Here is a 15679-nt window from a genome sequence, read left to right on the forward strand (position 1 = left end):
AATCAGCGAATTGGCGTAGCCGATTTTTGCCTCAATGTTGTATTGCTCAGACGAGCTCTTCTCTCATCAGGACCAATCGCACGTCAGCGGTTAGGCGAGGCTTGTCAGCTAATGAGCTTTTACTGCCGGCATTGACGCGAATTGACCTGTCCTTTCGAAAAGATCAATCAGCTTTTCGCTGGGGGACTGCCAGCTATGCGGCCCACTTCTTGCTGCATGTCTATCCATACAATAAAAATGCCGATTAATTGGCAATTTATCACTATTTGGGTATGAGGAATTCGTGATGAAGGCGGTCATTCTTGCCGGTGGGCTGGGCACGCGTATCAGCGAAGAGTCTCACCTGCGCCCCAAACCGATGATCGAAATCGGTGGCAAGCCCATTCTCTGGCACATCATGAAGATCTATTCCCACCATGGCATCCAGGACTTCGTCATCTGTCTGGGCTACAAGGGCTATGTGATCAAGGAGTACTTCGCCAACTATTTCCTGCACATGTCCGACGTGACCTTCGATCTGTCGAAGAACTCCATGGAAGTGCATCAGCGCTATGTGGAGCCCTGGCGGGTCACGTTAGTCAATACTGGCGAGGACACCCTGACCGGCGGGCGGCTGCGTAGGGTGCGTGAGCATCTGGGTGATGAGCCTTTTTGTTTTACCTACGGCGATGGTGTGGCCGATGTTGATATCCGCGCGCTGATCGACTTTCACAAGGCCCACGGTAAACCGGCAACTGTCACTGCCATCCAGCCGCCCGGTCGTTATGGCGCCCTGAACATGGAAGGCGACCGGGTCGGGGCCTTCCAGGAGAAGCCCGCAGGTGACGGTGCCTGGATCAATGGCGGATTCTTCGTGCTCAACCCTTCGGTCACCGACTACATCGACGGTGATCAGAGCAGCTGGGAGGGCGAACCGCTGACGCAACTTGCCGAGCAGAACCAGCTCATGGCGTTCCGCCATCGCGGCTTCTGGCAGGCCATGGATACGCTGCGTGACAAGAATCAGCTGAACGACCTGTGGTACAGCGGGGAGGCGCCATGGCGGGTGTGGAACTGAGTCCCGCCTTCTGGTGCGGCAAGCGTGTGCTGCTGACCGGACACACCGGTTTCAAAGGCAGCTGGCTTGCCTTGAAACTCAGTCGCTGGGGCGCGCAGGTGACCGGGTATGCACTGCCATCTGACGCTACACCTTGTCTCAGCCAGATTGTGGGGGTCGATCAGGTCATCGATGGCCGTCATGGCGACCTGCGTGACCTGGGTGCATTGCAAGCCGTGGTGAACGAGGTGAAGCCCGAAATCGTGCTGCATCTGGCGGCGCAAGCGCTGGTTCGGCGTGGCTACGATGACCCGCTGGGTACCTACGCAAGTAACGTGATGGGTACTCTGAATCTGCTCGAAGCGGTACGTCGGGTAGGCGGCGTCAGATCTTGCGTGGTCGTGACCACCGACAAGGTCTATGCCAATCAGGAGTGGGCCTGGCCCTACCGAGAGAACGAGGCGCTTGGCGGGCATGATCCATATAGCAGCAGCAAGGCCTGTTGTGAGCTGCTGGTACAGTCCTTTGCCGCGTCCTATTTTCCACCTGCCCGGCATGATCAACATGGCTTGGCTATGGCGACCGCCCGTGCCGGCAATGTGCTGGGGGGGGGCGATTTCGCACCTGATCGACTGGTGCCCGATATCCTAGGCGCGTGGGATGCGGGCCAGCCCGTGGTTTTGCGCTACCCTGAGGCAGTGCGTCCATGGCAGCACGTACTGGAGCCACTCACAGGCTACTTGCAACTGGCGCAGGGACTTTACCAGCATGGACCTCTTTATCAGGACGCCTGGAACTTCGGCCCCGCGGACGCAGAGTGCTGCAGTGTCGTCGACCTGGTCGCTGCTATGGCCAGCATCTGGCCAGACGCGCCAGGCTTCAGTCTGCAGTCCGCTCAGTTGCATGAAGCCGGCCTGCTGCGCCTGGACAGCAGCAAAGCCCGGCAACGGCTGAATTGGCAGCCGAGCTGGAACCTGCGCCAGTGTCTGGAACAAACCCTGGCCTGGCACCTGGCCTGGCGGCAAGGTGCCGACATGCAGGCCTTCTCTCTGCAACAGATCACCGATCATTGGGAGGCTGCGTGAGCGCGTTGCAATTGATCGACCTGCCGTTGCCCGGTTTGCGACTGCTGCGCCAGCGAGCCCATGAAGATGCGCGAGGCTGCTTTACCCGGCTGTTCTGCGAGGGATTTCTGGCGGATAACGGCGTGGCATTCTCTGTTCGCCAGATCAATCTTTCGCTGACTCGTGAGCGTGGCACCGTTCGCGGACTGCACTTCCAGTTCCCACCACATGCGGAAAGCAAGCTGATCAGTTGCCTGCGTGGCAGTGTCTGGGATGTCGTGGTGGATGTGCGCCGTGGCTCACCGACCTTCCTGCACTGGCATGCCGAGCGTCTTGAGGAAGGGTGCGCCAGTGCGCTGCTGATTCCACCGGGCTTCGCCCACGGATTTCAGGCGCTGACCGATGATGCTGAATTGCTCTATCTGCACAGTGCTGACTACACCCCCAATCACGAGGGGGGCATGTCGGCTCATGACGCCCGTCTGGCCATCCAGTGGCCGTTACCAGTTCGCAACCTGTCCGATCGCGACGCTGGACACGCGCCGCTCGATGAGCGCTTCGAAGGAGTCGAAGTATGAAATGCCGTGGTTGTGGCACGCCCTTAAACCTTTCTCTGGTCGACCTTGGTACGGCGCCGCCTTCCAATGCCTATCTCAGTGCTGAGCAGCTCGACCAGGCCGAGTCCTGGGTACCGCTGCGTGTACTGGTCTGTGAGACCTGCTGGCTGGTGCAGACCGAAGATTACCGGGCTGCGGATACCCTGTTTGATCCGACCTATGCCTATTTCAGCTCTTATTCGAGCAGTTGGCTCGAGCACACGCAGCGCTATGTCGAGGCAATGATCGAGCGGTTCGGGCTGGACGCCGATAGCCGAGTCATTGAGGTCGCTGCCAACGACGGTTACCTGTTGCAGTACGTCGCAGCCGCGGGTATTCCCTGTCTAGGGATTGAGCCGACTGCCAGTACCGCGGCTGCCGCACGAGCGCGAGGCTTGGACATCCGTGAGTGTTTCTTCGGCACAAGTGCAGCCGATCAGCTACGTGAGCAGGGATGGGCTGCTGACCTGATGGTGGCCAACAATGTCCTGGCTCATGTTCCCGACATCAACGATTTCCTGCAGGGATTTTCCCGCCTGCTCAAGGCGACTGGGGTGGTGACCTTCGAGTTCCCGCATCTGTTCAAGCTGATGGAAAACCATCAGTTCGACACGCTGTACCACGAGCATTATTCCTACCTTTCGCTGTCGGCTGTGCAGGTGCTCTGCCAGCGCAACGGTTTGGCCATCTTCGATGTGGAAGAGCTGTCCACACATGGTGGTTCGTTGCGTGTTTTCGCGCAGCTTGAGTCGGCCGTGCGTCCGGCCAGCGAGGAGGCCGCCCGGTTGTTGTCGCATGAGCGAGACGTGGGGGTGACCCGCTCGGATTACTATGCCAGCCTCGCTCCGGCGGCACATCGCATAAAACACGACCTGCTGGACTTCCTCGTACAGTGCCGCAAGAGCGGTAAGCGGGTAGCTGCCTATGGAGCAGCAGCGAAGGGCAACACGTTGCTCAATTACGCGGGCGTGCGTGAGGATCTGCTGTCCTGGGTGGCGGACATCAGCCCGCACAAGCAAGGTAAGTTCCTGCCGGGTAGCCGAATCCCCGTGGTGTCTCCTTCACGTATTTATGAAGAGCAGCCCGATTTTCTTCTGGTTCTGCCATGGAACCTGCTGGACGAAGTTACCCGGCAGCAGGCCGGCATTGCGGCCTGGGGCGGTCGGTTCGTCGTCGCGATACCGGAGCTGCGCATCCTATGAAGCGAATCCACTACACCAAACCCAGCGTCGGTGAGCTTGAACTCGATTACGTCACCGATGCGGTACGCAATGGCTGGGGCGGACGGTGTTACGACTACATCTATCGTCTGCAGCGCGATTTTGCCGGTTACCTGGGCGTTGCCCATGCGGTCGCCACGTCCAGTTGCACGGGGGCATTGCACTTGGGGCTGCGTGCATTGGATATCGGCCCAGGCGATGAGGTGATTCTGGCCGACACCAACTGGATCGCTTCTGCCGCGCCGATTTTCTATGTCGGTGCGACCCCCGTGGTCGTCGATGTGCTCGCCGATAGCTGGTGCCTGGATCCCAACGCCGTGCGTGCTGCTATCACGCCTCGAACGCGTGCCATCATTGCCGTGCATCTCTACGGCAACCTGGCGGCGCTGGAGGAGCTGCGCGTCACTGCCGATGCCCACGGGCTGGCGTTGATCGAAGATGCCGCCGAAGCATTGGGATCTGTTTACAAGGGACGCATGGCTGGCAGTCTCTCGACGTTTTCGGTGTTTTCCTTCCATGGCACCAAGGTCGTGACCACTGGCGAGGGTGGCATGCTCGCCAGTAACGATGCCGAGCTTATCCGCCGTGTGGAACAACTGAACAACCATGGGCGAGCTGCGGGCGATATGCGCCAGTTCTGGCCCTCGGAGCTGGGCCACAAGTACAAGATGTCCAACCTGCAGGCGGCATTGGGGTGCGCTCAGCTGGAGCGCATCGAGGAGCTGGTAGAGCGTAAGCGCGAGATTTTCGCGCGTTACCAAGAACTGATCCGCGAGCTGCCAGGTGCCCGCATGAATCCGCAACCCGAGGGTTGTCGCAACAGTTACTGGATGCCAACCCTGGTGCTGCCGCCAGACTGTCAGGTGAGCATGCCGGCGCTGCTCGAGTGCATGCGTCAGGCGGGTATCGATGCACGAATCTTCTTCCAACCACTCAGCGATACGCCGGTCTTCGCCGGGTTGGCCAATCGACCGACACCGATTGCCCACGACCTAGCCGGCCGTGCGTTAAACCTGCCCAGCTATCACGAGTTGAGCGTGGAGGATCAGCAGCATGTCATCGCCACGGTCGTAGCTGCCGTACGCGGTAAGACGGAGAGCGCCTGATGAGTCCGCCCTTGCTCAGCGAAAGTCAGCTTCGCGCCTTCGAGCGTGATGGTGTGCTGGTGATTCCGGGGTTTTACGATCTCGAGAAGGATATTGTCCCGATCCAGCGCAGTATCTACGACATCATCGGCCTGGTGCTGGACAAGTACCACGTGGCCGTCGAACGTGCCCCTTTTTCTGCTGAAACGTTCGACAGTGGCTACCAGGCCCTGATCGCGACCAATCGCGCCTATGGCGGCGAGGTCTATGACGCGGTCAAGCAGATCCCGGCGTTCGTTCGTCTGGTTGCGCATCCTGGACACGATCTGTTGCTCCGCGAACTGCGTGGCACCGAGTCGATCCCCGGGGTTGCCGCGGGTGGCTATGGCATTCGTATCGACAATCCGGGCGAGGATCGCTTTCGCGCGCACTGGCACCAGGAGTACCCGGCCCAGCTACGCAGCCTCGATGGACTGGTTTATTGGAGTCCGCTGCTCGCGGTGAGTGAGGAAATGGGGCCGGTGCGTTTCTGTCTGGGGTCGCATCACCTCGGCCCCATCCCTGTGACCAGTCAAAACGAAGGTGGGCGCAGCGCGGCTTACGCGCTGGTGCTGCACCAGGAGGCGGAACGCATCGGTCCCTTCGTCCAGATCGCCCCACTGACCAGGCCAGGAGATCTGGTCGTGGTGGATTTCCTTGTGCTGCATGCCTCTGGCTACAACCGCGCGCAACGCTCGCGCTGGTCGATGCAACTGCGTTATTTCAATTTCAGCGAACCCACCGGGCGGGCGCACGGCTGGAAGGGCTCCTATGCTGCGGGCGTGGATTTTCGCACGGTCCATCCCGAGCTTTTCATCGTGCAGGAGGCCGAATGACACTGACCCGTTGCCAGGTATGTGAGGGAAGCGATCTGCACCTGCTTTACGAAATGCAGTCCGGGTTGGCACTGACATCCCTCGGCGGAACCTATCCTTCATCGACGCGGGTTTGGGCGTGCCGCAATTGCTCGCACTTGCAGACCGATGAGATGGCTCAGGTCGAGCAGTACTACGCCGAGCAGTACAACATCCTTTCCAACAGCGAGGATGAGGATCAGGTCTATGAGGTGAAAGACGGCAAGCCGCTTTACCGCACCGAACATCAACTGCACGTACTCCTGAACATGCTGCCGCTGCCCCAGGCTGCGCGCGTGCTGGATTATGGCTGTGCCAAGAGTTCGACCATGCAGGCCTTGCTCAAGGCGCGTGGTGACTTGCAGATACACCTTTTTGACGTAAGCGAAAACTACCGCCGTTTCTGGGCGCGCTTTTTGCCCGAATCGCGTTGCGCTACCTTCGAACCGAATGCGCAGTGGCTCGACAGCTTCGATCTGGTGACGTCTTTCTTCGCATTGGAGCATATCGTCCGGCCACTCGAAGCCCTGCAGGCAATCTACCGCCTGGTGCGGCCGGGCGGGCATTTCTACTGCATCGTGCCGAACGTCGAGACCAACATCGCCGATTTCATCGTCGTGGATCACGTCAATCATTTCACTGAGCTATCGCTGACTCATGTCCTGCAGCGAGCAGGCTTCGAGGTGGATCTGATTGACAGTTCCAGCCACCGTGGGGCATTCGTCGTTTTGGCTCGGCGCCCGCTCACTGACGTGACTGAACGCAGGCCTGACGCGCAACGGGTGGCGCAACACGTGCAAGCGCTGCAGCGCATCGCCGAGTTCTGGCAAGGGGCTGCTGATCGCGTGCAGGCTTTCGTTGCAGAACAGCCTGAAGATCGCCCGTTGGCGGTCTATGGTGCCGGTTTCTATGGCTCGTTCATCACCGCCTGCCTCGGCAGTGCAGACAGGGTCGCGTGCTTCGTCGACCAGAATCCCTTCCTTCAGGGGCGAAGCTTTTTCGGCAAACTCGTGGTGGCTCCAATAGACCTTCCACTGGAGATCGATACCTTGCTGGTGGGGCTCAATCCCGCACATGCCGAGCGGATCATCGCCGAGGTTACGGCCTTCCAGTCACGCGCGCTGCGCTGTTTCTTCCTCTGAGGTGCCCATGCTTGAAGGACAAGGTATCGAGTTGCGCGCCTGGCGAGAGGCTGATCTGAATACGCTGTGCGAGCTGCGTAACGATCTGGCGTTGCAGGATCTGCTGCTGGCTCAGGCCCGACCCAGCTCGCTGGAGCGTGTACGGCGCTGGCTCATCGACAAGAGTGATCAGGAGCAGGCGCTTTTCTTCGTGATCGCCGAGCGGGATACCGGGCAGTGCCTGGGCTATGTTCAACTGGTGAACATGCGCGTACTGCATGGCACGGCCGAGCTGGGTATCTGTCTCGCGCCAGCAGCAAGAGGTAGAGGTGTCGGCCGCGCAGCGCTGCAGCTGCTGGAGGGTTATGCGCAGCGTGTGTTCGCACTGCGCAAGATCATCCTGCAGGTGTTGGCGGAGCAGGGTGCAGCCGAGTTCTATCGCCGCGTGGGCTACCGGGAGGTCGGACGCCTGCAGGCGCATGTCTTCCAGAACGGTAATTACCGGGACGTGCTCCTGATGGAAAGGTTGCTCGAACCATGAGGGTGGTGATTTCCCAGGCCATGTTCTTCCCCTGGCCAGGGTTCCTTGAGCAGGTGTGTCTGGCGGACGTGTTTGTTCACTACAACGACGTGCAATTTTCTAAGGGTAGTTTCACTAACCGTGTGCAGGTCAAGACCGCTACTGGTGTACGTTGGCTGACGGCTCCGCTGTCCGGGCTGGAGTTGGGGCAGCGCATCGAGGACGTGCGCCTAGATACGCGTAACGACTGGCGTGCCCGGCACCAGGAACTTATGCGTCGGGCCTACGCCGATGCCCCGTGTCGTGACGATATGCTTGCGCTGCTGGCCGATGTCTACGATACCCCCTGCGATACCATTGCCAGTCTAAGCGACCGATCGCTGCGGGCACTGTGCGATTATTTCAGCATCGGGCAGAAGACCCGCTTCATACACGTCGGTGAGCTGGGTGTCGGTGGTTCCGGTAGCCAGCGTGTCCTGAATATTGTCCAGGCCTTAGGCGGCGATACCTACGTCACAGGCCTGGGTGCCCGCAATTACCTGGATCATCGTGCGTTTGAGCGTGCGGGGATCGAGGTTCGCTACATGAATTACAGCAAGACTCCCTATGCGCAGTTGCATGGTGCCTTCACCCCCTTTGTGTCCAGCCTTGATCTGCTCGCCAACTGTGGGCGAGAGGGCCGCGGGCTGATTCAATCCAGTACAGTATCTTGGCGGGAGTTCCTGAAAGATGAATGAGCTAGAGCGTTTTGCGGCCGAGGTAGAGGCCAATATCGAAGGCTTGCACAACGATCATGATGTGCAGGCGCTTTCGCGTATCTGGCTGCGTGAGATCACCCGGCACAAGTACGCCTATAACTTCCGCTGGATGGGGCGACCGATCATCCAGTTTCCGCAGGACATGATGGCGATGCAGGAATTGATCTGGCAGATCAAACCGGATCTGATCATCGAGACCGGTATTGCCCATGGTGGCTCGGCGCTCTATTACGCCTCCCTGCTGGAGCTGGTCGGCGGCGACGGTTATGTCCTGGGAATCGACATCGACATCCGCGAGCACAACCGTGCGGAGATCGAAAGTCACCCGATGAGCAAGCGCCTGAAGATGCTCCAGGGGTCGTCCATTGACCCGGAAACGGTTCGCCAGGTTATCGAACATGCGCATGGTAAAGAGCGGGTGTTGGTCATTCTTGATTCCAACCATACTCATGCTCACGTGCTCGATGAGCTGCGCGCCTACTCCCCACTTGTGACCCCGGGAAGTTATTTGGTGGTATATGACACGCTGATCGAGGACATGCCCGAGGACCTGCAGACGTCAGATCGCCCCTGGGGAGTTGGTAATAACCCGAAAACGGCTGTCAGAGAGTTTCTCCAGGGCAATGATCGATTCGAGGTCGATCAACGCTTGGTCAACAAACTGCTCATCACAGTGGCGCCAGATGGATATCTGCGCTGTTTAGGTTGAGACGGTTGGCAAGATAACGCCATCAAGCATTCCGCCAGCAGGCCGACAGTGCTTTGCTGCGTACATCACCATTGTGGTCGCGGGGAAGCCCATGCCAAAGCTGGAACATAAAATCGTCGTCACGATACCGGTCTACAACGAGGGACCTTACATCCTCCAGACCCTTGAGTCCGTGGCTGCGCAAACCTATTCGGACTTTCAGGTTCTGATCGCCGATAACGCGTCCACGGATGAGACGGAGCGGGTTTGTCGTGATTTCTGTGCACGCGATGCGCGCTTTCACTACGCCCGTCATGAGAGCAACCTTGGGGCTACCGCGAACTTCAAGTACTGCTTTGACAACACCGAGTCTGAGCTCTTCATGTGGCTGGGTGGCCACGACATGCTGCATCCCGAGTTTCTGCAGGAAGCCTGTTCTCGGATGGAGGCCGATTCCGGCCTGAGTCTGGTCTACAGCCAGACCCAGTGGATTAACGAGCACAATCAGGTGCTTGGGCACACCAATGGCGGCAACTATGTGTTTCAGGAGCCGCTGACGCCTCCCGTGCGGTTCATCAAGATGCTCAATGCATTGGATCGTTGCGAGGCCATCAACCAGATCATCCGACGCAAGTTTGTCGACTTGCCGTTTCGCCCTATCGTCAGTGCGGACCTGGTTTTCCTCTGCCACCTTGCGGCGCATGGCCCTTTCGCTCGTATAGAACGGCCGTTGTACATTCGACGGGAGATCAGTAAGCGCACGTCGACCATGATGGAGCGCATCACCGGCAAGCGTATCGCACCTCAATACGAGGAATTGGCGGCTTTCTTTACCGAAAGTATCTGTTCTCATCGCGATATCGCTCCGGCAGCCAAGCCGCAGCTGATCAGCGATACCTTGACCTGGCTGAATAATCGTTTCTCCATCTTCACACCCGCGAAGGTCGAGCCGATCACAGCCGTTCAGACGGATACGCCCGCGCCGTTCTTCAGCGTGATCATGCCGGTCTACAACCGTGAGCGTTACGTGCGCGAAGCGATCGATTCGGTGCTGACGCAGGATGACGGCGATTTCGAGCTGATCGTGGTCGATGACGGTTCTACCGACCGTTCCGTCGAGGTCATCCGTACTATTCATGATCCGAGGATCCGCCTGCTGCATAACAAACACGGTGGTGGTGCATCGGCACGCAACCGTGGTCTTGCCGAGGCACGCGGGCAGTTCGTGGTGTGGATCGACAGTGACGACCGGCAAGCCAAGAGAGCCTTGAGCGAAATACGCCGCGGCATTATGGCGAACCCTGATTGCGACGTGTTCTATGGCGATCTGGAAATTTTCGATGACCTGCGCGGTCAGAGGCAGGCGCTGCGGACCAATTACCCCGATTACCAGGGGCAATCGTTGCTGCCGTTGTTGATCCAAGGTAATTGCCTGCCGAATCCTGGCACAGCTGTACGACGGTCTTTGTATGAGACCTATGGTGGTTACGACCTCGCTTTCACGCGCTGCCATGACTATCAGATATGGACTCGCCTAGCCGACACTGCAGGCTTCAAGAAGGTCGATGCGATTGTTTGTCACTGGCGACAGCACGATGAAAGCCTGTCCAGTGCCAAGACCAAGGCGTTCGAGGGCAAGGTCATCCTAGATGCCTTTGCCCGTTATCCGGTGAACCGGTTGTTCCCGGATCTAGATGCCGGATCGAGCGGCCAGGCACAAGCCTGCTGGCGAGTGTCGCAGACCTTACAGGCGCTGGGCGAACATGCGGCGGCGCTGCATGTTGCCTACCAAGCGAGTGCATTGGGGGAGGGTATTGCTCACAACCTTTCCGAGCTGGAGCGGTTGGCGGGACGCGCATACGAGCCGCTGTTCTCTATCATCCTCACCACCTACAACCGCCCCGATCTGCTCAAGGACGCCTTGTCCAGTGTTGGCAGCCAGACCCTGCGCGATTTTGAAGTAATTCTGATCAACGACAACGGTGAGCCGGTCGAGCATCTGCTGGCGGATTACGCCTTTCCCATCACCTATGTCCGTCAGGGCCGTAACCAGGGCCTGTCAGCGGCACGTAATGCCGGTCTCACTCTGGCGCGTGGGCGCTATGTGGTTTATCTCGACGACGACGACATCTATTTGCCCAATCACCTGGCGGTGCTGGCCAAGACCCTCGAACAGCATCCGGACAGTGTCGTCTATACCGGCGTGGAATACGTCAACGAAAAGGTGGAAAGCGGACAGCGCATCGAGCTGGGCCGTAGTCAACCATTCAAACATGAGGCATTTGACCGCGATCTTCTGTTCGTGCAGAACTACATCCCGGTCAATACCTGGGCGCATCCGCGCACCATGCTGGCCGCCGTGGGGAACTTCGATACCGGGCTTAGCGCATTCGAGGACTGGGACATGCTGTTGCGCCTGGCAGCACGTTATCAGTTCGTGCATGTTCCTCTAGTCAGTGCAGAGGTACATCTACGCGACGCGCCGAACACGGGCAGCGATCATATGCTTGGTCGTGAGCAGAAGAACTTTGGCCCCCTGTACCAAGAGATGTATCGGCGCCATGGCATTGGCGATAACAGTGCCGTCTGCGCCGAACGATCGGTAGTTTTGCAGCGTTTCGGCATCACGGTTGAGGAGGGGCGTTCTGCGCCGAGCATGGGAGCTTGGCTGGATAGACGCAGCCTCACCCCACCACAGAGAGAGCACGTTGCTGAGCGCCTTCAGGGTGCCACGGCCCCGCAGCTGGCGGTCGTGATACTCGATCTTCAGGGTGACCAGGCGGGGCTGACACTGACCCTTGGTTCCCTGGCACGCGCGCACCAGAACTATGAAAAGCTCTCTGCCTTCGTGCTCACAGCGCTGACGGATGTCGCGCAGAGCGCAATGTCTTGCCAGGCGATAACATTGGCGAACGATGATTATATCGCTCCGCTAAATGCGCTTCTGCGTGACGCCACCTTTGATTGGTGCTTGCTTGTGCAGGCAGGGGACGAGCTAACCCCGTCGGGTCTGATGATGGCGGGGCTGGAGCTGCTGACCGCGCCGGATTGCCGTGCGATCTACTGCGATGAGATGTTCCGCCAGGACGGGCAGTTGGCCGCGGCTTTGCGCCCGGCCTTCAATCTCGACTATCTGCTGAGTTTCCCGGCGGGAATGACCAGACACTGGCTGTTCCGCCGAGACGTGGTAGTGGCTACCGGCGGTTTCGACCCTGCCTTCGAGCAAGCGGCAGAGTTCGAGCTTATTCTCAGGTTGATCAATGAAGGCGGTCTCGATGGCCTCGGTCACGTGGCTGAACCCTTGGTGATCACGGAGGCTCCTGCACTTGCCGACAACGCTGCCGAGCAACGGGCGATTACTCAGCATCTGCAGCAGCGCGGGTATCAGAATGCCTTGGTCAGCTCCAGCAAGCCCGGTCGCTACCAGATCGACTATGGGCATGGACAAACTCCGCTGGTTTCCTTTCTGATTGTTCCCGGGGAGCGCCTTGAGTATCTGCAGCGTTGTGTGGAAAGCATTCTCGAAAATACCCGATACGCAAATTACGAGTTGCTGCTGATTCAGAGCTCTCTGCAGGCTGATGAGGTCGGTGCCTGGCTCAGTGCGCTGGCCTCGCTTGGCGAGGCGCGTATTCGGGTACTGCCTGCTGGGCAGGAGGTGCTGGCGCCTCAGGCGCTGCTCAATCAGGCCGCTGAGCAGGCGCATGGGGATTACCTGCTGTTGCTGTCGGCCGATACGGCTGCGATCAGCGAGGACTGGTTGGACGAGCTGGTCAATCACGCACAACGTCCGGAGGTGGCCTGCGTCGGCGCCAAGCTGCTGTCAGCAGACGGGAAAATCGCTCGGGCCAGCCTGATCCTTGGGCTTGAGGGTCCGGTGGGGCGGCCCTATGTCGGTGAGCCCCTGGATGCGCCTGGTTATATGCAGCGCCTGCAGGTGGTGCAGAACAGCAGCGCCGTTGGGCATGAGTGCCTGCTGGTTGCCAAGGCCGTGTTTCTGCAGTTGGGTGGGCTGAGCGAGGAGGGCATGCCGTGGCGCTATGCAGGTGTCGACCTCTGCCTGAAGGCGCGCCAGGCAGGTTATCTGACCGTGTGGACACCGTTCTCCCAAGTGATGTTTGACCCGGTAGATATCACCCGGGGCACTACCGCCGAGCATGACGCTCTGTATGCAAAATGGCTGCCGGTGCTGGCACGCGATCCCGCCTACAACCCGAACTTCTCACTCTCGCAGCCGGGGGGCTTCAAGCTGGCCGACACGGCGTTGTCATGGCGCCCCCTGTCGTCATGGAAGCCGGTACCCACTGTGCTGGCCCATCCGTCTGACAACTACGGCTCTGGGCACTATCGAGTGATTCAGCCATTTAGCGCCTTGCAACAGGCCGGGTTGATCGATGGCGGGCTATCCCCGGGGCTCATGCATGTGACGGATCTGGAGCGCTACGACCCGGATGTGATCATTTTGCAGAAGCAGATCGGCGATGATCGCTTCGATGCGATGCGTCGTATGCAGGCTTTTTCGCGTGCGTTCAAGGTCTACGAACTCGATGACTACCTGCCTAATCTGCCGGTAAAAAGCGTCCACCGTGCGCAGATGCCCAAGGACATCCTGAAGTCTATGCGTCGCGGCTTGGGGTACGTGGACCGTTTTGTCGTGTCGACGCAGGCCCTGGCCGATGCTTGCAGCGGCTTGCACGATGATATCCGGGTGATCGAGAACTGTTTGCCGCCTGCCTGGTGGAAAGGGCTCGCCGCCAAACGAAACCGTTCGCAGAAACCCAGGGTTGGCTGGGCAGGGGGCATTGGGCACACCGGCGATCTGGAAATGATTGCTGATGTCGTGCTGGCCCTGGCCGATGAAGTCGACTGGGTGTTCATGGGCATGTGCCCCGACAAGCTGCGGCCTGCTGTCAAGGAGGTTCACGAGGGTGTCGATATCAGTGTCTATCCGCGGGCATTGGCAGCGTTGAACCTAGACCTGGCGGTGGCGCCACTGGAGGAAAACCTGTTCAACGAGTGCAAGAGCAATCTGCGCCTGCTGGAGTACGGAGCCTGTGGGTTTGCCGTGGTGTGCAGTGACGTGCGCAGTTACCAGGGAGATCTGCCGGTGACGCGGGTGAAGAACCGTTATCGGGACTGGATAGATGCAATAAGAATGCATGTAGCCGATCTGGACGCGACGGCTCGCGCCGGTGAAGCATTGCACCAGCAGGTGATGCGCGACTGGATGCTCGAGGGTGACAACCTGGTGGCCTGGCAGCGCGCCTGGCTGCCCGACTGAGACGAGGCTTTGGCGCGGTTTTACTGACGGGCTCAAGGATTCGCGGCAGGTGCCGATAAGCTGTTCAGGAAGAGGTTGAAGAATCATGGCTCCTGGGTTGTCAAGGGAGTCGCAAAAAAATTCAACTTCGCTCCTAAAGCTTCGCAGAGTCAGGTCGATAAAGAGTATGAAAGCGAACTCAATGTTGCCTGAGCATTGCAGGCCAGAGTCGCAAGCCCAGGCAAACAGTTAGTGTCCGATGGAGGACAAACATCATGGCTTTGACCGTAAACACCAACATTGCGTCGTTGAACACTCAGCGTAACCTGAACACCTCGTCCAACGCGCTCAATACCTCCCTGCAGCGTCTGTCGACCGGTTCGCGCATCAACAGTGCCAAGGACGATGCGGCTGGCCTGCAAATCGCCAACCGTCTGACCAGCCAGGTCAACGGCCTGAACGTTGCGGTGAAGAACTCCAACGACGGCATCTCCATGGCGCAGACCGCTGAAGGTGCCCTGCAGCAGTCGACCACCATCCTGCAGCGTATGCGTGACCTGTCTCTGCAGTCGGCCAACGGCTCGAACAGCGAAGGCGAGCGTAAGGCACTGAACTCGGAAGTGACCGAGCTCAAGAAGGAACTTAACCGTATCTCCAACACCACCACCTTCGGTGGCAAGAAACTGCTCGATGGTAACTTCGGTACCACCACCTTCCAGGTCGGTAGCGCCGCCAACGAAACCATCAGCGTGAAGATCGACGAAATGAGCACTTCGTCTCTGAAAGGCAAGTACTACGAAGGCTCTGTGGCTGCAGCTACCGGCACCGCCAGCGCTTCGGGCTCGGTCACCGTTTCCGGCACTGTTAACGGTACTGCTTTCTCGGTCAACGTATCGGTTGCCAGTGGCGCCACGGCGAAAGAGTTCAGTCAGTCCGTTGCCACCGCCATCAACGATGCCAACATCGGTGTAGGTGCGTTCGTCGACGATACAGGTAAAACTACCCTGATTTCTGGTCAGAATACTGCCGGCACTGCGAACGCGTTGTCTGCGCTGAGCGTCAGCGGTACTGTGGCAGGCATCACCAACGGTGCATACACCGCTGCAGCGGCTGTAACCGAAACGGAGATGACCAACATCGACGTCAGCACCGTGCAAGGTGCCCAGGAGTCGGTCATCGTTATCGACCAGGCGATCTCGTCGATCGACAAGCAACGTGCCGACCTCGGTGCTGTGCAGAACCGCTTCGAGAACACCATTGGTAACCTGCAGAACATCGCAGAGAACGTTTCGGCAGCACGTGGTCGGATTCAGGATACGGACTTCGCAGCGGAAACTGCGAACCTGACCAAGAACCAGATCCTGCAACAGGCCGGTACTGCGATTCTGTCCCAGGCCAACCAGCTGCCACAGGCAGTACTCAGCCTCCTGCGGTAAGC

The 15679-nt window shown here is 59.0% G+C and carries 12 protein-coding genes; all 12 read left to right on the top strand.

All coding sequences use genetic code 11. The features are described from left to right. The first annotated feature begins 286 nt into the window (after positions 1 to 286). The 12 genes from rfbF (at position 287) to FB481_RS04080 (ending at position 15677) form a co-directional block, all read left to right on the top strand. Positions 287 to 1057: a glucose-1-phosphate cytidylyltransferase gene (rfbF, locus tag FB481_RS04025; RefSeq protein ID WP_147175153.1), complete on the top strand. Its 771-nt coding sequence runs from the start codon at positions 287 to 289 to the stop codon at positions 1055 to 1057. Continuing rightward, a complete protein-coding gene (gene rfbG, locus FB481_RS04030; RefSeq protein ID WP_178109830.1) occupies positions 1039 to 2121 on the top strand; it encodes a CDP-glucose 4,6-dehydratase in 1083 nt (360 codons plus the stop codon). The genes rfbF and rfbG overlap by 19 nt, the downstream gene beginning before the upstream one ends. Next, on the top strand, positions 2118 to 2678 hold the full coding sequence (locus FB481_RS04035; protein ID WP_147175154.1) for a dTDP-4-dehydrorhamnose 3,5-epimerase family protein: 561 nt from the start codon (positions 2118 to 2120) through the stop codon (positions 2676 to 2678). The genes rfbG and FB481_RS04035 overlap by 4 nt, the downstream gene beginning before the upstream one ends. Beyond that, entirely contained in the window at positions 2675 to 3898 is a 1224-nt protein-coding gene (locus FB481_RS04040; RefSeq protein ID WP_147175155.1) for a class I SAM-dependent methyltransferase, read from the top strand. The genes FB481_RS04035 and FB481_RS04040 overlap by 4 nt, the downstream gene beginning before the upstream one ends. Beyond that, complete coding sequence (locus FB481_RS04045; RefSeq protein WP_147175156.1) at positions 3895 to 5022, top strand: DegT/DnrJ/EryC1/StrS aminotransferase family protein; 1128 nt, start codon at positions 3895 to 3897, stop codon at positions 5020 to 5022. The genes FB481_RS04040 and FB481_RS04045 overlap by 4 nt, the downstream gene beginning before the upstream one ends. Beyond that, positions 5022 to 5876, top strand: a complete 855-nt coding sequence (locus FB481_RS04050) for a phytanoyl-CoA dioxygenase family protein (RefSeq protein WP_147175157.1) — start codon at positions 5022 to 5024, stop codon at positions 5874 to 5876. The genes FB481_RS04045 and FB481_RS04050 overlap by 1 nt, the downstream gene beginning before the upstream one ends. After that, complete coding sequence (locus tag FB481_RS04055) at positions 5873 to 7036, top strand: class I SAM-dependent methyltransferase (protein WP_147175158.1); 1164 nt, start codon at positions 5873 to 5875, stop codon at positions 7034 to 7036. Before FB481_RS04050 ends, FB481_RS04055 begins: the two co-directional genes overlap by 4 nt. Before the next feature lie 7 nt (positions 7037 to 7043). Beyond that, positions 7044 to 7556 carry a GNAT family N-acetyltransferase gene (locus tag FB481_RS04060; protein ID WP_178109831.1) on the top strand — a complete coding sequence of 171 codons (513 nt, stop codon included), beginning with the start codon at positions 7044 to 7046 and terminating at the stop codon, positions 7554 to 7556. Next, complete coding sequence (locus FB481_RS04065; protein WP_147175160.1) at positions 7553 to 8272, top strand: WbqC family protein; 720 nt, start codon at positions 7553 to 7555, stop codon at positions 8270 to 8272. Before FB481_RS04060 ends, FB481_RS04065 begins: the two co-directional genes overlap by 4 nt. Next, positions 8265 to 9002, top strand: coding sequence for a cephalosporin hydroxylase family protein (locus FB481_RS04070; protein ID WP_147175161.1), 738 nt, complete (start codon positions 8265 to 8267; stop codon positions 9000 to 9002). Before FB481_RS04065 ends, FB481_RS04070 begins: the two co-directional genes overlap by 8 nt. A gap of 91 nt (positions 9003 to 9093) precedes the next feature. Further along, complete coding sequence (locus tag FB481_RS04075; protein WP_147175162.1) at positions 9094 to 14262, top strand: glycosyltransferase; 5169 nt, start codon at positions 9094 to 9096, stop codon at positions 14260 to 14262. 254 nt (positions 14263 to 14516) lie between these two features. Then, complete coding sequence (locus FB481_RS04080) at positions 14517 to 15677, top strand: flagellin (protein WP_147175163.1); 1161 nt, start codon at positions 14517 to 14519, stop codon at positions 15675 to 15677. Positions 15678 to 15679 lie beyond the last annotated feature (2 nt).

The organism is Pseudomonas sp. AG1028, assembly GCF_007993955.1.
Classification (GTDB): domain Bacteria; phylum Pseudomonadota; class Gammaproteobacteria; order Pseudomonadales; family Pseudomonadaceae; genus Aquipseudomonas; species Aquipseudomonas straminea.

What these genes read in the sequence shown, in the direction of transcription:
- rfbF (WP_147175153.1), top strand. Translation starts at nt 287, where the DNA reads ATGAAGGCGGTCATTCTTGCCGGTGGGCTGGGCACGCGTATCAGCGAA.
- rfbG (WP_178109830.1), top strand. Translation starts at nt 1,039, where the DNA reads ATGGCGGGTGTGGAACTGAGTCCCGCCTTCTGGTGCGGCAAGCGTGTG.
- FB481_RS04040 (WP_147175155.1), top strand. Translation starts at nt 2,675, where the DNA reads ATGAAATGCCGTGGTTGTGGCACGCCCTTAAACCTTTCTCTGGTCGAC.
- FB481_RS04045 (WP_147175156.1), top strand. Translation starts at nt 3,895, where the DNA reads ATGAAGCGAATCCACTACACCAAACCCAGCGTCGGTGAGCTTGAACTC.
- FB481_RS04050 (WP_147175157.1), top strand. Translation starts at nt 5,022, where the DNA reads ATGAGTCCGCCCTTGCTCAGCGAAAGTCAGCTTCGCGCCTTCGAGCGT.
- FB481_RS04055 (WP_147175158.1), top strand. Translation starts at nt 5,873, where the DNA reads ATGACACTGACCCGTTGCCAGGTATGTGAGGGAAGCGATCTGCACCTG.
- FB481_RS04060 (WP_178109831.1), top strand. Translation starts at nt 7,044, where the DNA reads ATGCTTGAAGGACAAGGTATCGAGTTGCGCGCCTGGCGAGAGGCTGAT.
- FB481_RS04065 (WP_147175160.1), top strand. Translation starts at nt 7,553, where the DNA reads ATGAGGGTGGTGATTTCCCAGGCCATGTTCTTCCCCTGGCCAGGGTTC.
- FB481_RS04070 (WP_147175161.1), top strand. Translation starts at nt 8,265, where the DNA reads ATGAATGAGCTAGAGCGTTTTGCGGCCGAGGTAGAGGCCAATATCGAA.
- FB481_RS04075 (WP_147175162.1), top strand. Translation starts at nt 9,094, where the DNA reads ATGCCAAAGCTGGAACATAAAATCGTCGTCACGATACCGGTCTACAAC.
- FB481_RS04080 (WP_147175163.1), top strand. Translation starts at nt 14,517, where the DNA reads ATGGCTTTGACCGTAAACACCAACATTGCGTCGTTGAACACTCAGCGT.